Here is an 18681-nt window from a genome sequence, read left to right on the forward strand (position 1 = left end):
GTTTCTCCTGTTCTAGTTTTATTCCTGATAGCTCAGCGCCACCCCGGCGATCTCAGCCGGGTCGATGACGGCGTCGAAACGCTCCGCCTTCTGGCGCAGGCAGGCCAGGCTGGCAGGAGCGGTGCGGCCGGTGGACTGTTCCAGAGACTGCATGGCCTCAAAATCGTTCTCCGGCGCAGCCTGGCCCAGAGCGGCCAGCACGCTGCGGGGAAACTTGAAGGGCGACGCGGTGGACAGAACCACCATCGGCACCCCTTTCCGCTTCTGTTCGCGGGCCACATGGAAGGCCACGGCGGTGTGGGTGTCGCAGAGATAGCCGTCCTTCTCCCAGCGGGTGCGGATTTCCTGGGCCACCTGGTCCTCCTCGGCATAGCCGCAGGCAAAGGTCTCCTGGATGGCAGCCAGGGTCTCAGGACGGACGGTGTAGCTCCCCTCCTGGTTCAGGCGGCTCATCAGAGAGGCCACCTCGGCGTCGCTGCCGGTGACATGGTACAGCAGACGCTCCAGGTTGGAGGACACCAGAATGTCCATGCTGGGGGAAGAAGTCTTATAGAAGGTCCGCTTGGCGGTATAGGTGCCGGTGCGCAGGAAATCGGTCAGGACGTTGTTTTTATTGGACGCGCAAACCAGACGGCCCACAGGCAGACCCATCCGCTTGGCGTAATAGCCCGCCAGAATATCGCCGAAGTTGCCGGTGGGGACGCAGAAATCCGCTTCCTGACCAAAGGATATCTTCCCCGCCTTGACTAGCTGGGCATAGGCCGCAAAATAGTAGACAATCTGCGGCACCAGGCGGCCCCAGTTGATGGAGTTGGCGCTGGAAAGGTGAATGTTCCGCTGGGCCAGCTGGGCGGCGATGGCCTTGTCGGCAAAGACCCGCTTGACGCCGGTCTGGGCATCGTCAAAGTTGCCCCGCACTGCGTACACCGCCACATTGGCGCCTTCCTGGGTGGCCATCTGGAGGCGCTGGATTTCGCTGGTGCCGCCGGTGGGATAGAACACAGCGATCTCCACACCGGGGATATCGTGGTAACCGTCCAGGGCGGCCTTGCCGGTATCGCCGCTGGTGGCCACCAGAATCAGGGTCTTTTCGGTGTGGTTCAGGTTGCGCTTGGCCTCCACCAGAAGCTTGGGCATCAGCTGCAGGGCGTAATCCTTGAAGGCGCAGGTGGGACCATGCCACAGCTCCAGCGCCCAGGTATCCCCTTCCACAGGGGCCAGATAACCCGCCTTGCCCCCAAAGGCGTCGCCGTAGGTTTTGGCGGCTGCCTCGGCCAGGAAGGCCGGATCATAGTCGGTCAGATATTCTTTGAGAACTGCGGCTGCCATGGCCGGATATTCCAGATCGCAGATGGCCTTGGCATCCACCTGGGGGAAGGACTCGGGTACAAACAGGCCGCCCTCATCCGACAGGCCCTGCACGATGGCCTCCGAGGAGGTCACACGCCGGCTCTGGTCTCTCGTGCTGAAAAACTGCATTTTCAATCGCTCCTTTTCCATCCTGAGTCGTAGTTTCGCTCGCTTGCATCAAATGCCCTTTTAATAATATGTACCATCCAGCGTCCACTGTCAAGAGGGGTTACTTCTGCCACATCGAAGTGGACAAAAGCTTCCTGCTGATTGGTCTCGGATAAATAATAGCGGGCCGCACGGATTAAACGCCGTTGTTTGGCCCTGGTCACCGAAGCGGAAGGCCGGCACACAGCGTTGGGATTGGTGCGGGTTTTGACCTCACAAATGACGATGTGTCCCTCCGGCGTGCGGAGAATCAGATCAATTTCCCCGCCGCGGATGCGGTAGTTGTGTTCCAGCAGCGTACAGCCCCGCTGGATATAATACAGCGCTGCCGCCCGCTCTCCACGCCGGCCCACCTCTGCGGGGTCCATCACTTCTCCTCCGTCCAGTAGCCCTGCTTTTTCAAAAAGCTGCGGCGGTAAAAAGGCTGGATGCCATACTGGGCGATCAGCTCATAGTGAAGCTTGGTGGGGTAGCCCTTGTGTTTGGCCAGCTGATACTGGGGGTACTGCCGGTCCAGTTCCATCATATAGCGGTCCCGGCTGACCTTGGCCAGAATGGACGCCGCACCGATGCTGGCGCTGGTGGCGTCTCCCTTGACCACAGGCTGGGCCGTCATGGCCAGCCCATCGGGGCAGCGGTTGCCATCCACCAGGACCAGGTTGGGGGTGATTTCCAGCTTTTCCACTGCCTCCCGCATCCCGTTCATGGTGGCTTTCAGGATATTGTCCCGGTCGATGATGTCCGGGCCCACAAACACGATGCTGTAGGCCAGGGCTTTTTCTTTGATTTCATCAAAGAGGGCTTCCCTCTTTTTTTCGGTGAGCTTTTTGGAGTCGTTGATGCCCCAGACCGGTTTGGTGGGGTCCAGAATGCAGGCTGCCACGCAGACCGGGCCGCACAGCGGACCCCGGCCCGCCTCATCCACCCCCGCAAAGCAGCCGTTGGCTGCCCGGACGGCGGCGTCGTAATCATAGAGCGGGCGGGAGATTTCCTCGTCGGTCTTTCGCTTCATTCCTCGATCTCCTCCTGGTCCTCACGGAAGGGCGGGCGCTCCAGGGTGATCCGGCCCCACTTGCAGGCCCGGAACTCATCCACCAGCATGATGGCGCACCGCTCGGTGTTGACCTCGCCGCCCCGGACCAGCAGGCCCCGCTTGCGGCCGATGGCCTCCATCAGCTCATAGGGAGGCAGAGCCAGGGCTTCCTGGTCCAGCTTGTACCGGCTGGCCACCAGTTCGGGATAGTTCCGGCGAACTTCGTCCAGCAGGTTCATGGCCAGCTCCTCCACATCCAGGATATCGTCCTTGATGGAACCGATGAAAGCCAGATTGGAGGCCGTGGTCTTGGAATCAAATTTCTTCCACAGAACGCCGGGCATATCCAGCAGGTCAAACTTGTCGGTGGAGACCCACTGTTTGCCCTTGGTGACGCCGGGGCGGTCGGCGGCCTTGGCCCGCACCGACCCTGCAAAGGTATTGATAAAGGTGGACTTGCCCACGTTGGGAATGCCGCAGAGCATGATCTGGGTTTTGGCGCCGCTCATGCCCCGGGCCTGGCGCCGGGCCAGCAGGCCCGACAGCTCTTTCTCAATGGCGGCGCGCACCGCAGCGGTGCCGCCCTTGCTCTTGGCGTTGATGGCCACACAGCCGGCGTCGGCGGCCCGGAAATACCGGATCCACTCCTCGGTGACGGCGGGGTCGGCCAAGTCGGCCTTGTTCAGGGCGTAGAGCCGGGGTTTGCGGGCGGTGATCCGCTCCACCTCCGGGTTGAGGCTGGACAGAGGAATCCGGGCGTCCAGCAGAATCAGGCTGGCGTCCACATGCTGGATCTCCTGCTCCATCACCCGCAGGGTCCGGGCCATATGGCCCGGGAACCACTGGATATTATATTGATTGGAAAATTGAAGTTCTTCGTTGTTCACTTGACCACTCCTGCATCCTCCAGGGGCAAAAAGCAGAACAGCACTTTGCCCAGGATATCCTCCTCCGCAATGCACCCGATGCTGGACGAACGGCTGTCCAGCGAGGCGTTGCGGTTGTCGCCCATCAGGAACAATTCCCCTTCGGGCACGGTATAGGGAAACTCCACGTCATAGCCCAGGAAGGTGGGCTCGGCGATATAGTCCTCCTGCAGCACTTCCCCGTTGACGGTCACGGTGCCGGAGGTATAGTCAATGGAGATGGTATCCCCGCCTTTGGCGATGACCCGCTTGACCAGGGGCTTGCCATAGGAGGTATAGTCATCCACGATGACCACATCGCCCCGCTGGGGGGTATAGCCTGCCCCCCAGACCACCAGCTTGTCCCCGTCCCAAAGGGTCGGGTTCATGGATGCGCCGTCCACCTGAATGATCCGGAAAAAGAAGGAGAACAGCAGCACCATGACCACCAGCGCAGAGATCAGCGCTTCATACCACTCAATCACACCCTGCCCCGGCATCGATGCCGCCTCCGGTTCACGCTTTGCGTTTGTCATCCATTGCACCCCGCATTCCTTGACGTTTTCCCTGTTATTTTACCACACAGCCTGCCCCGGTAAAAGAGGCAGGCTGTGAAAGGATAAAGAAAAAAGGGACAACAAGTGTCCCTTTTCCCTTCGACCAGCCTGACAGGCAGACTGTGGATGATCAGATATCGCTCTTGACCTTGGCAGCTTTGCCGGTGCGGTTGCGCAGGTAGTACAGCTTTGCGCGGCGGACCTTACCCTTGCGGACAACGGTCACCTTCTCAACGAAGGGGCTGTTGACGGGGAAGACACGCTCGATGCCCACGCCGTAAGCGACGCGGCGAACGGTAAAGGTCTCAGCGACGCCGCCGTGCTTCTTGGCAATGACGGTGCCCTCGAAAGCCTGAATACGCTCACGCTCGCCTTCCTTGATGCGGACGTCCACACGAACGGTGTCGCCAACGTTGAACTGGGGGCGCTCAGCCTTGATGCTGCCCTCGGAAATAATCTTCAGTGCGTCCATTTGATGATCCTCCATTTGTTTTAGACGTTCATACACGGCACATCTGCCGTCAGAGGACCGCCCGTTTAATGATTGCTTGTCATTAACCCCGCTGTGGTCTCAGCGGACACTAACGCCTAACTATGATAGCACAAACCCGCCGGGAAAGCAAGCGTTTTCACCAAAAAACGGGCGAAAATTTTTCTGCCTTCCCTGCCCGGCTTTTTTCAGACGGCACCGGCCGTCTGACCGGCACAGAAGGGGGTCTTGTCGGCCTTAAGCAGGGCGGTGCGCAGGATGGATGCCTCCGCCGAGGACAGCCCAAACTGACTCTCCAGGAAGGCCGTCAGCAGGGCCGGATTCAGGTTCAGCTCCTGGGCGGCGGGCAGGCAGACATCGAACTCCACCCGCTCCCCTGCCGCACGGCAGGCAATGGACGGGACATAAGCCTTCAAATCCACCTGCTTGGACTTCTTTTTGCCCTTCTTCTCCACCGGAGCTGCCTCCAGAGCATTGTAGGCTTCCAGCTTGGACTGGGCCGCAGCGGGGTAGCTGATGGTGTAGCAGGCAAATGCGATGGCGCTGGCCTTGTCCTGGACCGGTTCCACCTGATAGACATGGATGCCCGCCGGCATGATGGCGTTCAGCTTGTCCTGCCAGGCCCGGAAATCCGGGGCCTCCTCCTCGGTCTTGACGTCCACGCTCTCACACAGGCTCTCCTGCCCCAGAGACAGCGGACAGGTAAAGGTCATATAGATATGGGGATTGAAGCCCAGGGTGTGCCAGACCGGCAGGCCGCTGCGCTTGAGCACCCGCTGCATCACCCGCTGCATATCCAGCAGAGAGATGTACGAGGCTTCATTTCGTTTTTCAAACCAGATCCGAACTGTAATCAAAGCAGGGTCCTCCCAACAGACGGTTTGCGCCGCATCCGCCGCAGGCGCGGTTGCAGGGCGGGGTGGTCTGGGCAGCCAGTGCCCGCTTGTACTCCCGCACCAGGTATTCGTGGGTGATGCCGTAATCCATATGGGACCAGGGGGTCACCTCGTCCAGGCCGATGGCCCGGTTGCAGTAGAAATGGGGATCGATGCCCAGGTCCTCAAAGACCTTCATCCAGGTGTCGTACTGGAAGCACTCCTCCCAGCCGTCGAAGTAGCAGCCGCGGCGGTAGGCCTCCACCAGCGCCGGAGCCAGGCGGCGGTCGCCCTTGGCGAAAACGCCCTCCAGGAAGCTGGTCTTGCTGTCGTGGTAGTTGACCTTGATCTTCCGGCTGTGGACGCTCTCCAGCAGATGCTTCTGCTTGGCCTGGAGGGTCTCAGCGGTGTCCATGGGGACAAACTGGAAGGGCGTATGGGGCTTGGGCACAAAGCAGGCACAGCTGACCGTCACCTGCACGCCCTTTCCCTTGGCGTGGTCCATGCTGTAGTAGAGGTCCACCACCTTCTGGGCGGTGTTGGCGATGCCCTCGATGTCCTCCATGGTCTCGGTGGGCAGGCCCATCATGAAATACAGCTTGACCGAGGTGTACCCCGCCTCAAAGGCGATGCGGCAGGTCTTTTCGATCTCGTCCCAGGTGACATTTTTGTTGATGACATCCCGCAGGCGCTGGGTGCCGGCTTCCGCCGCGAAGGTCAGGCCGCTCTTGCGGACCCGGGTGGTCTTTTCGATCAGGCTCTCGGAGAAGTTGTCCATCCGCAGCGAGGGCAAAGACAAGCTCACGTGCTCCTGGGGAGCCCAGCTGTTCAGGTCGTCCAGCAGTTCCTCCAGCTGGCTGTGGTCCGAGGTGGACAGGCTGGACAAGCTCAGCTCCTCATAGCCGGTGTTGGCGCACAGGTCCTGCGCTGCCTTGTTCAGCAGGCCGGCGTCCCGCTGGCGCATGGGCCGGTACAGGAAACCCGCCTGGCAGAACCGGCAGCCGCGGACGCAGCCGCGCAGCACTTCGATGCTGGCCCGGTCCTGAATGGCTCCCACCATGGGCACCACAAAGTTGGTGGGCGGGGCAAAGTCGTTCATGTTCTGGATGATGGCCTTGGTCACCACCGCCGGGATGCCCGGCTCATTGGGGGTGATGGCCTTGACCCGGCCGTCCTCGTAATAGGTCACATCATAGAAGGCAGGGATATACACGCCGGGGATTTTGGCAATCCGCAGCAGCAGCTCCTTTTTGGAGATGCCCTCCTTCTTGCCCTGCTCGATGGCGGCGCAGATGGCGGGCAGCTGACGCTCGCCCTCACCCAGCTGGATCACATCGAAGAAGGCCGCCACCGGCTCCGAGTTGCAGGTGCAGGGGCCGCCGGCCACGATCAGAGGCCATTTCTCATCCCGGTCGGCTGCATAGAGGGGAATCCCCGCCAGGTCCAGCATGGCCAGAATGTTGGTGTAGGACAGCTCATACTGGAGGGTAAAGCCCACCGCGTCGAATTCAGTGAGGGGGTCTTTGCTCTCCATGGTGTACAGGGGCAGACCCAGACGCTCCATCTCGGCTTTCATGTCCAGCCAGGGCATGAAGGCCCGCTCACACCACCAGTTCTCGTGGGCGTTTAGGAGCTCATACAGGATCTTCTCCCCCAAAAAGGACATACCCACCTCGTAGGTATCGGGGAAGCAGAAGGCAAAGCGGACGTCCACCTTGTCCTTTTCCTTGTAAACGCTGCCCGGCTCGCCGCCGGTATAACGGCCCGGCTTCTGCACATGGCTCAGCGCTTCTTTCAACTTTGGGTCAAACATTGGGTTCCTCCACTATCGGGTTTTATCCCGTTTTTATTTCCTTGGTTTTCTTATTGTACCCTATTTCGGGCCGGATTGCAATTTTTTTCATTTCCGATGGGCCAGAGCGGCGGCCATCTGCGCGCCGTCCAGGGGCGGCACCGGCAACAGGTTGAACAGACCCGTCAGGACATTGGCCGCCCAGAAGGCCGCATCCCACACCGTGAACTGCTGGCACAGCCGCAGATACCACGCCGCCGCCAGCAGCGCATTGGTCCCCGGCCCGGCGGCCGCCAGCCCGAACCTCTGCCACGGTTTCATGGCGAGGCCGCGGGTCTGCATACAGAACCCCGTCATGGTCACCTCGATGACCGGCAGGCGTCGGAACAGCAGGCAGAACACCAAAATATGCCCGCACTCGTGCAGACAGGCGGCCAGCAGGCCGATGCGCAGAAACTGGCTGCTGTCAAAGTAGAGCAGCAGATACAGCAGGCTGCAGGTAAAGAAGGGATCCCGGAAAACCACCGGCCCCACCTGCACCCGCCGCGGAAAAACCGCCCCCCGCCTCATACGGCGTCCTCCAGGCCCAGCAGGGCCGACGGATCATAGCGGACCGCCCGATACAGCAATTCAAAATGCAGGTGGGGTCCAGTGGCCCGCCCGGTCTGCCCCGCTGTGCCCAGAATCTCCTCTGCCCTGACCACCTGGCCGGGCCGGGCGTAGAGGTATTGGAGATGGGCATAGAGGGTCTCGGTGCCGTCGGAATGGGTCAGGCGGATGTAATTGCCATAGCTGGCGCTCCGCCCGGCGGCAAAGACCACCCCGTCCATGGCAGCCAGAACCGGCGTGCCCTCAGCACAGGCCAGATCCACCCCCTGGTGGAAATCCTCCTGTTCCTCATCAAACGGGTCCACACGCCAGCCATACCCCGACGAGACATACCAGCCGCTTGTCCCCAGAGGAAAGACAAAGTCCTGGTCCGGAACCCGGCTTTTCAGGCTGCAGCCCGCCGGGGCCTCCTCCCGGGCACAGGCCCGCAGGGCGGCCGCCGCGGCACAACACAGGAGCAGCCCGCACAAAAGAGCTGTCAGGCGGCCTTTTCTCCGCCCGGCAGCCCTTCGACGGGCTGTCCATGAAAATCTGGTTCGATTCTTTTTTCGCTGCATCCGCCTTGCCTGCACCCCAACGCCCCCTTTTCATCTGGGGCTATTGTATGCAGGGACAGGCAGGTGCATGCCAAAATTACTGGTTCTTATTGCCAAAGAGGGCTTTCCGCAGACGGGAGAACAGACCCTCCTGGGGCTGCTCCTTCACCACCACAATGGTCTCAGCGGGCTTGGACGGCTCCACCGGGGTGGGAGCTTCCATCACGCAGGGAGCCGGCTCAGCCACAGGCTGGACGGCGGGTGCGGGACGGACCGGCTCTGCAGCCGTTGCAGCGGGCGCTGCAGGCGCGGCAGGCGCAGCGGGCTCTGCCGAGGTCACCGGAACAACAAGCTGGGGAGCAGGCTCCTGAACGGGCACCTCTGCTGCCACCGGTTCGGCCACTGCGGCCGGCTCCGCCGGGGTGTGCACATTCGAGTGGACATAGCGGCCGCCGGTCCAGTCATCCCGCAGCAGCTCGTACATCCCCATCTGGCTGTTGACCAGGGGCTCGCCGGGGGCATGCTTGACCTTCTGATAGCTGCCATCGGGCTGCATCTCCCGGGCGTTCACGTTGTCGGCCAGCTGCATCTCCAGGATGTCGGACAGCTTCTTGACCAGCACCGGGTCCTTGATCCGGACGCCCACTTCCACGCGGCACTCGGTATTCCGGGTCAGGAAGTCGCCCGAAGCGATATACACCCGGGTCTCCCGGCCATCAAAGAAGCTGTAAATCCGGGCGTGTTCCAGATAGCGGCCCACAATGCTGCGGATATGCAGATTCTCGGTCTTGCCCGGCACACCGGCGCGGACGCAGCAGATGCCGCGGACAATCATATCGATGCGGACGCCGGCACAGCTGGCCTCCTCCAGCTTGAGGATGATATCCCGGTCGCTGATGGAGTTGTTTTTCAGGATCATGGACGCGGGGCGGCCCAGACGTGCCGCCTCGATGACCCGGTCCATCTCATCCAGCAGGACGCTCTTGAACCGCAGCGGAGCCACCAGCATCTGATCGGTCTCCTCGGTCAGCTTCTGAACTGCCAGGTTCTGGAAGACACCTGCCGCCTCCTCGCCGATATCGGGGTCGGAGGTGATGAAGGAGAGGTCGGTGTACAGCTCACTGGTCTTTTCGTTGTAGTTGCCGGTGCCGATCTGGGTGATGTAGGAGTAGCCGTCGGCGTTCTTCCGGGTAATCAGAGTCAGTTTGGAGTGGACCTTATAGTCCTCGAAGCCGTACACCACCGTGCATCCGGCCTCTTCCAGCTGCTTGGACCAGTCGATGTTGTTCTGCTCGTCAAAGCGGGCCCGCAGTTCCACCAGGGCCACCACTTCCTTGCCGTTCTCGGCGGCGTCCATCAGAGCCTGCACAATCTGGGACTCCCGCGCCATACGGTAAAGGGTCATCTTGATGGAAATGACCTCGGGGTCCCGGGCGGCCTTCTTCAGCATGGCGATGAAGGGACGGATGGACTGGTACGGATAATAGAGCAGCACATCCCGCTTCTGCACCTCATTGGTCAGGCTGTAGTTGAGGGGCGGCAGCATGGGACGGGCCGGCGAATAGAACAACTCAGCGTGGCCGTCGTTCTCCATCCGGGCATCCAGCTTATAGAAAAAGCTCAGGTCCAGCGGGCTCTTCTGGTCAAAGACCCGGCGGTGATTCAGCTCCAGACGGGTGCAGAGCATCTTGACGATCTCGGGCGCCGGAGCCGGGGTCACCTGCAGGCGGACCGCCGCCAGCTTGCGGCGGCGCTTGAGCAGCTCGGTCATGATCTCGCGGTAGTCGATATCATGATCCATCATGCCCTCTTTGACGTCGATGTCGGCGTTGCGGGTCACACGGAACAGGCATTTTTCCAGGATAGTCTCCTTGGCAAACACCATGCTGACGTAGTGATAGACCATTTCCTCGGTGAGGGCGAACAGGGTCTCCCCGTCCCGCTTCAGGAAGCACAGGCGTTCCATCTGGCTGGAAATGGGGATGATGCCCAGGCTCACATCCCCTTCCTTCTTGTCCTTCAGCAGCACGCCCAGGTAGATTTCCTTGTTGCGCAGGAACGGGAAGGGATGGCGGTTGTCCACAATCTGGGGGCTCAGGATGGGGAACAGCTCATTCTGGAAATATTTCTTCCAGAACCGCTCCTCTTCCTTGGTGATCTTATCAAAGTTAACCTTCCGGTAGCCGTGCTCGGCCAGGGCTTCCAGCGCCTTGTGATAGTACTTGTCGCAGTCCATCTGCAGCTCCGCCGTCTTGGGCATGATGGCGTTCAGCTGCTCCTCGGGGGTCATGTTGGTCTTGTTCTCGGGCTTTTCCTTCTTGCCCTTGAGGTTGGCCCGCTCCTGCAGCGAGCCCACACGAACCATGAAAAATTCGTCCAGGTTGGACCCGTAAATGGCCAGGAACTTGAGCTGTTCGGCCAAAGGAACGTTTTTGTCCTTGCCCAGCACTAGAACCCGCTGGTTAAAATCCAGCCAGCTCAATTCCCGGTTGATAAAAATGCTTTCTTCCTTCATTGTCCTCATTCCCCTTTTGTCCGGCCTGTCAGCTCACATAGGCGATCCGCGTCCAGTTCCGGATGGTGTTTTGGGTAATTCCGCTTACCCGTGTTACGTCCTCGACCCGCTCATATGGGCCGTTGGCGGCGCGGTCGTCGAGGATGGCCTGCGCTTTCTTTTCCCCAATGCCAGGCAGAGTACACAGTGCTTCCAGGCCGGCGGTGTTCAGATCCACCTGCGCGGCATCCAGCAGCGTATCCGCCGCATACGTGTTCCCATCCTCCTCCGCAGGGCGCAGAGGTGCTGCATCCAGAAAGGCCAGCCCCAAAATGAGCGCTGACGCCGCAAGCGATACAGCCAGAAAGACAATTTCCTGTCTGGTCACACGTTTCCTTTTCATTGTACTGTATCCTCTCCAAAAAAGAAAGCCCTCCGCACGAAGTACGGAGAACTTTTTACAGGAATTTTACCTCTGCCCCTCGCTGCTCCGCACCAGTTGGTAGAGATATTCTGCGGCGGCACCCTCAGCGGCGCGGCAATAGGTGATCTGCCCTGCCGCCAGACGGACTTCCGCCGGCGCATCAAAGGCCGCTGCACTCTGGCCCGCCAGACGCATCAGGTCCACCATGGGCCCGCTGCCCGCCAGGACGGTGATATTTTCCGGGGAAAGCCGGGCGGAAGCGCACACTGCGCTGAAGGCTGCCCCCACGCTCATGGCGTCGGGGGTCAGGGCCAGGCAGTCGATGGCCAGCCGTTCCTGGCGGACCGGCACGCCGGCCTCCTCCACGGCCTTCTCAAAGGCCTGCAGGGTCGGGATGACCTTGGCGTCCTGATACAGCAGAATCCGCAGCACATCGGCGCTGTTCACCCCGCCCGGTGTGGTGAGCAGATACGGGGTCCACTCCCGGCGGAGATGGCGTTCCAGCGCATGACTCATCCGGCAGACCCGGGTGACGCCGTCCTTCATTTGGAGGGCCACGCCGACGCCGGGCACCGAGGGCAGCTGGGAGAGAAACGCATCCCCCAGCATTTCGAAGCTGCTCATGGCCTGGCCGGTGCCTGCGGCAAAGCTGTACACCAGGGTGCCGCCGCACAGCATCGTAGGCGCCGCCAGAGACACGCTGCCCAGAATGGTGCGGACCGCCTTGGGGGTCTTTTGGGAGAACACGGTCAGGCGGCCGCCCCGGGCCGTGAACAGCTGCAGGACATCCCGCAGCACCTGGGTCAGGTTGCCGTCCGGCCCCAGCATCAGGGCGTCCAGGTCACAGAGGACCAGCGTGGATTCCAGCGGCTGTCTCATGTCCGTCCCCTCCTTAAGGAAGCCAGAAAATGGGTGAAATAGTCGGGCAGTTCGCTGTCAAAGGACATCCACTCCCCCGTTGCCGGGTGCACAAAACCCAGGGTCTTGGCGTGGAGGCACTGCCCATGGAGGCTGGTGATGCAGTTCCGGGGGCCGTAGACCGGGTCCCCTGCCACCGGGTGATGCAGCGAAGCCATATGCACACGGATCTGATGGGTCCGCCCGGTTTTCAGGCGGCATTCCAGCAGGGTGAACTCCCCCAGCCGTTCCAGCACCCGCCAGCCGGTGTAGGCATATTTGGCGTGGGGCTCGCCGTCGGGGCAGACCGCCATCTTTTTGCGGTCGGTTTTGGACCGGCCCAGATAGCTCTCCACAAAGCCTTCGTCCTGGGCAAAGCCTCCATAGACCACCGTCTGATAGGCCCGCTCCACGCTGTGTTCCGCCATCTGGCGGGACAGGCCGATGTGGGTGGGGTCATCCTTGGCTACCACCAGCAGGCCGCTGGTGTCCTTGTCGATGCGGTGAACGATGCCGGGGCGAATCTCGCCGCCAATCCCCGACAGGCTGCCCCGGCAATGCCACAACAGGGCGTTGACCAGGGTTCCGTCCGGGTTGCCGGGCGCGGGATGCACCACCATCCCCTTGGGTTTGTTTACCACCAGCAGGTGGGCATCCTCATAGACCACGTTCAGGGGGATATCCTGGGGCACGGCGGCAATGGGCGTCGCGTCCGGGATCTCCACCAGAATGGTATCCCCTGCCTTGAGCTTGAGGTTTTTGGCCGCAGGGCGGCCGTTGGCCAGGACATGGCCGTCCGCCATCAGGTTTTGCAGGGCGCTGCGGGACAGGCCGGTGTCTTCCCCTGCAAGAAAGCGGTCAATCCGCTGGCCCGCGTCCTCTGCCTCTACCGAAAACTCTCGCTGTTCCATGGCTTATTCTTTTCCTTCCGGATGACGGCGCTCCTCAAGGATCACCGCCAGAATCCACAGGCCCATACCCACACAGATGCAGATATCGGCGAAGTTGAAGATGGCGAAATCCATAAACAGCAGGTTGAGATAGTCCACCACGCGGCCCTCGGCGATGCGGTCGATCAGGTTGCCGATGCCGCCGCCCAGAACCAGAATCCAGGCCCAGCGCTGCAGCTGGTCATTGCGGCAGCGGGTGAACAGCCACCAGGCAATGGCCAGCAGGCCGATGCTGGTAGCGGCAATCAGAAAGCCCTGTTTGCCGCTGAGGAGGCTGAAGGACATGCCCTCATTGTAGACAAAGCGCAGCTCGATCACATGAGGGATCAGGGGCATCGAGCCAACCGGCTGCAGCGAGTGGACGGCCCAGAGCTTGATCGCCTGATCGATGCCCACCAGGGCCGCGATGCAGACGAGATTCAGGAACACAAACATAAAACGACTCCTGTGAGAGAGCCAGGGCCCGCAGCATTCATGCGGCGGGCCCCGCCCTGACAGTTTCTTTCAAAAACGGCGTTTGCAAAGAACGGCGCTCCCCAAGACAAACCAGAGGGAACGCCGCTCTTCTATTTTTCACAAAAAACGGGGATCAGGCCATCAGCCCTCAATGACGCTGGCGCAGCGTGCGCACAGGGTGGGATGAGCCGGATGGGTGCCGATGTCGGCAGTGTACTTCCAGCAGCGCTCGCACTTGTCGCCCACAGCGTGTTCGGTGGTGACGCCCAGGCCCTCCAGTGCGGAGGCATTGCCGCCCTCGCCCTTGACCAGCTCCACGCGGGAAACAATCATCAGGTCGGCCAGCTCGTCCATGGGAACGCTGTTCAGCAGGTCGTACAGCTCATCGCTGCAGTACAGGGTGACGGTAGCTTCCAGAGAAGCGCCGATCTTCTTGTCGTTGCGGGCGATCTCCAGGGACTTCTTCACCTCGTCGCGGACGGCGATCAGCTTGGCCCACTTGGCCTTGAAGGTCTCATCGGCGGCATACTGGCCGGCGTGCGGCATATCCTCAAAGACCACATAGCGGTTCATGCCCTCCATCTTGGGCATGAAGTCCCAGATCTCCTGGCTGGTGAAGCACAGGATGGGAGCGATGATCTTGTCCAGGGCCACCAGGATCTTGTACATGGCGGTCTGGGCAGCCTGACGGGCTGCGCCATTGGTGCAGTACAGCCGGTCCTTGGTAACATCCAGGTAGAAGTTGGACATGGCCACAACGCAGAAGTTGTAGACAGCGTGGTAGACCTTGTTGAAGTTGTAGGCTGCATAGCCTGCATCGGTCTCCTGCAGCAGGTCGTCCAGAGCAGCCAGAGCCCAGCGGTCGATCTCCTGCAGCTGATCCACCGGCAGCATGTCGGTGTTGGGATCAAAGCCGTCCAGGTTGCCCAGGATGAAGCGGGCGGTGTTGCGGATCTTGCGGTAGGCCTCGCTCAGCTGCTTGAAGATGTTCTTGCCGGCGCGGACGTCCACGGTGTAGTCGGAGGAAGCGACCCACAGACGGATGATATCGGCGCCGTAATCCTTGATGATCTCGGCGGGCTCCACGCCGTTGCCGGCGCTCTTGTGCATCTGCTTGCCCTGCTCGTCCACGACCCAGCCGTGGCACAGAACAGCCTTGTAGGGAGCAACGCCGCAGCTGGCGACGCTGGTCAGCAGGCTGGACTGGAACCAGCCGCGGAACTGGTCGGCCCCCTCCATATAGAGGTCAGCCGGGAAGTGCAGCTCGGAGCGCTCCTCCAGAACGGCGCGGTGGGTGGAACCGGAGTCGAACCACACGTCCATGATGTCGGTGTCCTTGGTCCACTCGGTGCCGCCGCAGTTCTCACAGACCTCCCCTGCGGGGATGATCTCTTCGGCCTCGTACTTGTACCAGGCGTCCGAGCCCTCCTTGCGGAACAGATCGCTGACAGCCTTGATGGTGGCGTCGGTGATGTGGTACTTGCCGCACTTCTTGCAGTAGAAGGCAGGAATGGGCACGCCCCAGGTACGCTGACGGCTGATGCACCAGTCGCTGCGGTCGCGCACCATGCCGTACATACGGTCATGGCCCCACTCCGGCATCCACTGGACGCCATCGATGGCCTGGTAGACATCCTCCTTGAAGGCGTCGATGGAGCAGAACCACTGCTCGGTGGCGCGGAAGATGATGGGGTTATGGCAGCGCCAGCAGTGAGGATACTGGTGCTTGATGTGGACCTGGCCCAGCACAGCGCCGGAAGCGGTCAGGTCTGCCAGGATGGTCTTGTTGGAAGCCCAGACCTTCTGGCCTGCGTACTTGCCGGCCAGCTCGGTCAGGTAGCCGCCGTCGTCCACAGGAACGGTGATGGGCACATTGTACTTCTGGCTGACGTTGAAGTCGTCCACGCCGTGGCCGCCGGCAGTGTGAACACAGCCAGAGCCGCTCTCCAGGGTGACGTGATCGCCCAGGATCACGGCGCCCTCCTTGGGCAGGTAGACGTGCTGATAGCGCATCAGCTCGAACTCGGAGCCCAGAACCGGCTGGCCCACCACCTCATACTCGGTGATGTTGCAGGCCTTCATGACACTCTCGATCAGGTCGGTGGCCATGATGTGGTACTCGCCGTTGAACTTGACGAAGGAGTACTCCAGAGCGCCGTTCAGGCAGATGGCCTCGTTGGCGGGCAGGGTCCAGGTGGTGGTGGTCCAGATCACGAACCAGGTCTTGTCCATGGGGATGCCGTACTTGGCCAGCACGCCGTTGGGGTCCTGGGTGACATGGAACCGGACGAAGATGGAATCACAATCGTCCTCGCCGTACTCGATTTCGGCCTCGGCCAGAGCGGTGCGGCACTCGGGGCACCAGTAAACCGGCTTCAGGCCCTTGTAGATATAGCCCTTCTTGGCCATCTCGCCGAAGATCTCGATCTGGCGGGCCTCAAACTCGGGCTTCAGGGTGAGGTAGGGGTGCTCAAAATCGCCAATAACGCCCAGACGCTTGAACTGGTCGCTCATGATGTCGATGTGCTCGGTGGCGAACTTCTCGCAGATCTGGCGCAGGCCCAGCTTGGAGATGTCCTTCTTCTTGTCGCCGACCGATGCCAGAGCCTTCAGCTCGATGGGCAGGCCGTGGGTATCAAAACCGGGGATATAGGGGGCCTTGTAGCCGTCCATGTTCTTCTCGCGGATGATGATATCCTTGATGATCTTGTTCAGGGCGGTGCCCATGTGAATGTTGCCGTTGGCGTACGGAGGGCCGTCGTGGAGCACAAAGGTGGGCTTGCCCTCGTTGTGCTTCATCAGCTCATTGTACAGATCGTTCTTGTTCCAGTCCTCCAGCATGGCGGGCTCCTTCTTGGGAAGGCCGGCACGCATTTCAAACAGGGTCTTGGGCAGATGCAAGGTGCTGTCGTATTGGGATTTTGTCTTAGGCACTGGTTCCACACTCCTCAATAATCTTTCATTCAATGCGCTCAGGGCGCGGCTGTGCCGGCTGACCCGGCACATGGGAAAAGCAGGGACAGGCGCTCAACGCCCCTGCCCTGCTGCATCACGCGGAAAACCGCGCGGGGATGTACGGTTATTTGCTGAACTGGACGCCCTGAAATGCGGAATAATCCACTTCGGCGGGGCGCTTCTGCTCAGGGGTTTTCAGCTCGCTCTCGTCCTTGTCCCAGAAGTCCTCGTTCTGGTCGGCGTCCTGGGCATCCACCTCGGCCTCGGCGGCGTCAGCGTCCAGCACATCGGCGACGGCGTCTGCGGCAGCCGTATCCGGAGCAGCTTCCACCGGGTTGTCGGGGGTATACTCGGGCAGGCGGCTCAGGGACTCCACGTGGCTGCGGTAGAGGTTCAGCACGTCCGCCTTGAAGCGGGTGACTTCCAGGCGAACCCGCTCATACTCCCGCTCCTCCATCATCCGCTGGTCACTGGCCTCGCGGACGATCTCGTCGGCGCGGTCGGTGGCCTTTTGCAGCAGGTCATTGGCATCACGGATGATGTCGTCGCTGCGGATGTTGGCCTTGTGGATGATCTCCTCCGCCTTCTGGTTGGCCTCGCGGATGACGTTTTCGCCGATCCGCTGGGCATTGATGAGGGCGGACTTCATGATCTCACCGTCGGCGCGGTAGTCCTCGGTCTCCTTGGCCAGGCGCTGGTTTTCGCTCTGCAGCTGCTGAATCTGCTGCTGCAGACGCTCCAACTCATTGGCGTTGCTCTTGAGCTGCTCCTCGATTCTGTCCAGGAACTGGTCCACCTCTTCGATCCGATAGCCGCGGAAGCCCTTTTCAAACTGGACAGAATGCACGTCCTGCGGTGTCAGCATAACTGATTTCCTCCTGTTATTCTACTACTAATACTGGAAGAACGCAACAATCTGGCGGTCCTTCCTTGTTTTACCCGGGAGCCCGGTCAGAGCAAAGCGCCCCTTGCCCCGAACGGTAAAAATATCCCCTTCATATACTGGGGCGTGAACATTTTCGGTGGGCAGATGGTTGATCTCCACCCTGCCCGCCTCGATCAATGCGGCCGCAGCGCCGCGGCTGCAGTGCAGCATCGCCGCCAGCACGGCATCCAGCCGCAGGGAGGACACCGCCGCCGTCCGCACAACCCGCTCGCCCGGCGACAGGTCGGGCAGCTCGTCCAGAGGCTGCAACGTGCAGCTGACCTCGGCGCGGCCCACCTGGCACAGTTCCTCGCAGATCAGACGGGCTGCCGGCTCCAGCGCAAACACATAGGCTGTGCCGGGGGTATCCGGCGGGAGGACGATGTCCCCCAGGGCTTCCCGCTTCAGAGCAAGGCCCATCAGGCTGCCCAAATAGTCTTTGTGGGCCGGCAGATCTGCCCCGGGGGCTGCCCTGCATTCCAGCCGGACACAGGTCAGCGGACTATCGGTCCAGCTGTCCTCCGGCTCGATGGCAACCAGCTGCCGCTCGGCGTCGGGGTGTCCCCCGTCCAGCCGCCAGCAGCTGCAGCCCGCCCTGGATAAGGCGGCTTTGGCCAGCACCTGTTCCCTGTCGCTGAGGAACGAAGAATACTTGGGGATGCCGCGGGCCTCGGCCGTGCGGGCCAGGTCCTCGATGTGGCGCATCAGAAAACGCTCTTTGTCGTTCTGGGGCGGAATAAATCCGCGGACTGGATTCCGGGCGCCGGAATCATCAATAGAACGCGCCATTGCTCTCCAGCTCGTCCAGCAGATCGCCCATAATGTCGACGTTATAGGGCGTGATGATAAAGGTGCTGTTGGCCACCCGCTTGATCTGACCGTTGTTGGCGTAGGCCACGCCGGACAGGAAATCCACCAGGCGGCGCGAGACCTCTTTATTGGTGGACTCCAGGTTCAGCACGACGGTGCGCTTGTTGTTGAGGTGGTCCGCAATGGTGCTCGCATCCTCAAAGCGCTCGGGCTTGACCAGAACCACCTTGAGCTGGGTGGTGGCATTGATGTTGACCACGCGGTTGCTGCTCTTGGTGTTCTCGCTGCTGTCATCGTCGTAGGAATCCGACACGCCGAAGCCGCTGTTGTTGTTCACCATCTGAGGGCCATCGTCAATGTACTGATCGTCGTAGCCGTCATCCTCGCCGAAGAGTCCTTTTTTGATATTTTCCATAAAAGACATCGATACCGCTCCTTTCATCTGCCATGCAGAT

19 protein-coding genes are annotated in these 18681 nt (G+C 61.1%); all 19 read right to left on the bottom strand.

Features of this window, described 5'->3' with window-relative positions; all coding sequences use genetic code 11:
* Positions 1-18: 18 nt before the first annotated feature.
* The 19 genes from thrC to B5E67_RS01510 all read right to left on the bottom strand — a co-directional run bounded on the left by thrC (position 19) and on the right by B5E67_RS01510 (position 18650).
* Positions 19-1479 carry a threonine synthase gene (gene thrC / locus B5E67_RS01420; RefSeq protein WP_204246507.1) on the bottom strand — a complete coding sequence of 487 codons (1461 nt, stop codon included), beginning with the start codon at positions 1477-1479 and terminating at the stop codon, positions 19-21.
* Positions 1480-1481: 2 nt separating this feature from the next.
* Positions 1482-1886 carry a YraN family protein gene (locus tag B5E67_RS01425; RefSeq protein WP_087245788.1) on the bottom strand — a complete coding sequence of 135 codons (405 nt, stop codon included), beginning with the start codon at positions 1884-1886 and terminating at the stop codon, positions 1482-1484.
* Positions 1886-2530, bottom strand: a complete 645-nt coding sequence (gene rnhB / locus B5E67_RS01430; RefSeq protein ID WP_087382049.1) for a ribonuclease HII — start codon at positions 2528-2530, stop codon at positions 1886-1888. Before rnhB ends, B5E67_RS01425 begins: the two co-directional genes overlap by 1 nt.
* Positions 2527-3438, bottom strand: coding sequence for a ribosome biogenesis GTPase YlqF (ylqF, locus tag B5E67_RS01435; protein WP_087245792.1), 912 nt, complete (start codon positions 3436-3438; stop codon positions 2527-2529). Before ylqF ends, rnhB begins: the two co-directional genes overlap by 4 nt.
* Positions 3435-3992 (bottom strand): signal peptidase I, encoded by a 558-nt coding sequence (gene lepB, locus B5E67_RS01440; RefSeq protein ID WP_087245794.1) that lies wholly within the window; start codon positions 3990-3992, stop codon positions 3435-3437. Before lepB ends, ylqF begins: the two co-directional genes overlap by 4 nt.
* Before the next feature lie 151 nt (positions 3993-4143).
* Positions 4144-4485, bottom strand: a complete 342-nt coding sequence (gene rplS, locus B5E67_RS01445) for a 50S ribosomal protein L19 (RefSeq protein WP_087245796.1) — start codon at positions 4483-4485, stop codon at positions 4144-4146.
* Positions 4486-4691: 206 nt separating this feature from the next.
* Positions 4692-5360 carry a TIGR03936 family radical SAM-associated protein gene (locus B5E67_RS01450; RefSeq protein WP_087245798.1) on the bottom strand — a complete coding sequence of 223 codons (669 nt, stop codon included), beginning with the start codon at positions 5358-5360 and terminating at the stop codon, positions 4692-4694.
* On the bottom strand, positions 5335-7191 hold the full coding sequence (locus tag B5E67_RS01455; protein ID WP_087382053.1) for a TIGR03960 family B12-binding radical SAM protein: 1857 nt from the start codon (positions 7189-7191) through the stop codon (positions 5335-5337). The genes B5E67_RS01450 and B5E67_RS01455 overlap by 26 nt, the downstream gene beginning before the upstream one ends.
* Before the next feature lie 87 nt (positions 7192-7278).
* Complete coding sequence (locus B5E67_RS01460; RefSeq protein WP_087382056.1) at positions 7279-7740, bottom strand: M50 family metallopeptidase; 462 nt, start codon at positions 7738-7740, stop codon at positions 7279-7281.
* A complete protein-coding gene (locus B5E67_RS01465) occupies positions 7737-8249 on the bottom strand; it encodes a M23 family metallopeptidase (protein ID WP_242956704.1) in 513 nt (170 codons plus the stop codon). Before B5E67_RS01465 ends, B5E67_RS01460 begins: the two co-directional genes overlap by 4 nt.
* 163 nt (positions 8250-8412) lie before the next feature.
* The gene (ppk1, locus tag B5E67_RS01470) at positions 8413-10830 is read right to left on the bottom strand and encodes a polyphosphate kinase 1 (RefSeq protein ID WP_087382062.1); all 2418 of its coding nucleotides are present in this window, start codon (positions 10828-10830) and stop codon (positions 8413-8415) included.
* Positions 10831-10858: 28 nt separating this feature from the next.
* Complete coding sequence (locus tag B5E67_RS01475) at positions 10859-11212, bottom strand: helix-hairpin-helix domain-containing protein (RefSeq protein WP_087364382.1); 354 nt, start codon at positions 11210-11212, stop codon at positions 10859-10861.
* Positions 11213-11278: 66 nt separating this feature from the next.
* The gene (locus tag B5E67_RS01480) at positions 11279-12112 is read right to left on the bottom strand and encodes a haloacid dehalogenase (protein WP_087382066.1); all 834 of its coding nucleotides are present in this window, start codon (positions 12110-12112) and stop codon (positions 11279-11281) included.
* Positions 12109-13041: an RluA family pseudouridine synthase gene (locus tag B5E67_RS01485; RefSeq protein ID WP_087245812.1), complete on the bottom strand. Its 933-nt coding sequence runs from the start codon at positions 13039-13041 to the stop codon at positions 12109-12111. Before B5E67_RS01485 ends, B5E67_RS01480 begins: the two co-directional genes overlap by 4 nt.
* Before the next feature lie 3 nt (positions 13042-13044).
* Entirely contained in the window at positions 13045-13515 is a 471-nt protein-coding gene (lspA, locus tag B5E67_RS01490; protein WP_087364381.1) for a signal peptidase II, read from the bottom strand.
* A gap of 162 nt (positions 13516-13677) precedes the next feature.
* A complete protein-coding gene (gene ileS / locus B5E67_RS01495) occupies positions 13678-16470 on the bottom strand; it encodes an isoleucine--tRNA ligase (protein ID WP_087382069.1) in 2793 nt (930 codons plus the stop codon).
* Positions 16471-16615: 145 nt separating this feature from the next.
* Complete coding sequence (locus tag B5E67_RS01500; RefSeq protein WP_087382072.1) at positions 16616-17356, bottom strand: DivIVA domain-containing protein; 741 nt, start codon at positions 17354-17356, stop codon at positions 16616-16618.
* Between the two features lie 27 nt (positions 17357-17383).
* A complete protein-coding gene (locus B5E67_RS01505) occupies positions 17384-18205 on the bottom strand; it encodes a YlmH/Sll1252 family protein (protein ID WP_087382075.1) in 822 nt (273 codons plus the stop codon).
* Entirely contained in the window at positions 18189-18650 is a 462-nt protein-coding gene (locus B5E67_RS01510) for a cell division protein SepF (protein WP_087382078.1), read from the bottom strand. Before B5E67_RS01510 ends, B5E67_RS01505 begins: the two co-directional genes overlap by 17 nt.
* Positions 18651-18681 lie beyond the last annotated feature (31 nt).

Source organism: Faecalibacterium sp. An122 (assembly GCF_002160895.1).
Classification (GTDB): domain Bacteria; phylum Bacillota; class Clostridia; order Oscillospirales; family Ruminococcaceae; genus Faecalibacterium.

Bases quoted from the DNA above. Each gene is read 5' to 3' on its own strand.
- thrC (WP_204246507.1), bottom strand. From the start codon at position 1,479: ATGCAGTTTTTCAGCACGAGAGACCAGAGCCGGCGTGTGACCTCCTCG.
- B5E67_RS01425 (WP_087245788.1), bottom strand. From the start codon at position 1,886: ATGGACCCCGCAGAGGTGGGCCGGCGTGGAGAGCGGGCGGCAGCGCTG.
- rnhB (WP_087382049.1), bottom strand. From the start codon at position 2,530: ATGAAGCGAAAGACCGACGAGGAAATCTCCCGCCCGCTCTATGATTAC.
- lepB (WP_087245794.1), bottom strand. From the start codon at position 3,992: ATGACAAACGCAAAGCGTGAACCGGAGGCGGCATCGATGCCGGGGCAG.
- rplS (WP_087245796.1), bottom strand. From the start codon at position 4,485: ATGGACGCACTGAAGATTATTTCCGAGGGCAGCATCAAGGCTGAGCGC.
- B5E67_RS01455 (WP_087382053.1), bottom strand. From the start codon at position 7,191: ATGTTTGACCCAAAGTTGAAAGAAGCGCTGAGCCATGTGCAGAAGCCG.
- B5E67_RS01460 (WP_087382056.1), bottom strand. From the start codon at position 7,740: ATGAGGCGGGGGGCGGTTTTTCCGCGGCGGGTGCAGGTGGGGCCGGTG.
- ppk1 (WP_087382062.1), bottom strand. From the start codon at position 10,830: ATGAAGGAAGAAAGCATTTTTATCAACCGGGAATTGAGCTGGCTGGAT.
- B5E67_RS01475 (WP_087364382.1), bottom strand. From the start codon at position 11,212: ATGAAAAGGAAACGTGTGACCAGACAGGAAATTGTCTTTCTGGCTGTA.
- B5E67_RS01480 (WP_087382066.1), bottom strand. From the start codon at position 12,112: ATGAGACAGCCGCTGGAATCCACGCTGGTCCTCTGTGACCTGGACGCC.
- B5E67_RS01485 (WP_087245812.1), bottom strand. From the start codon at position 13,041: ATGGAACAGCGAGAGTTTTCGGTAGAGGCAGAGGACGCGGGCCAGCGG.
- lspA (WP_087364381.1), bottom strand. From the start codon at position 13,515: ATGTTTGTGTTCCTGAATCTCGTCTGCATCGCGGCCCTGGTGGGCATC.
- B5E67_RS01500 (WP_087382072.1), bottom strand. From the start codon at position 17,356: ATGCTGACACCGCAGGACGTGCATTCTGTCCAGTTTGAAAAGGGCTTC.
- B5E67_RS01505 (WP_087382075.1), bottom strand. From the start codon at position 18,205: ATGGCGCGTTCTATTGATGATTCCGGCGCCCGGAATCCAGTCCGCGGA.
- B5E67_RS01510 (WP_087382078.1), bottom strand. From the start codon at position 18,650: ATGTCTTTTATGGAAAATATCAAAAAAGGACTCTTCGGCGAGGATGAC.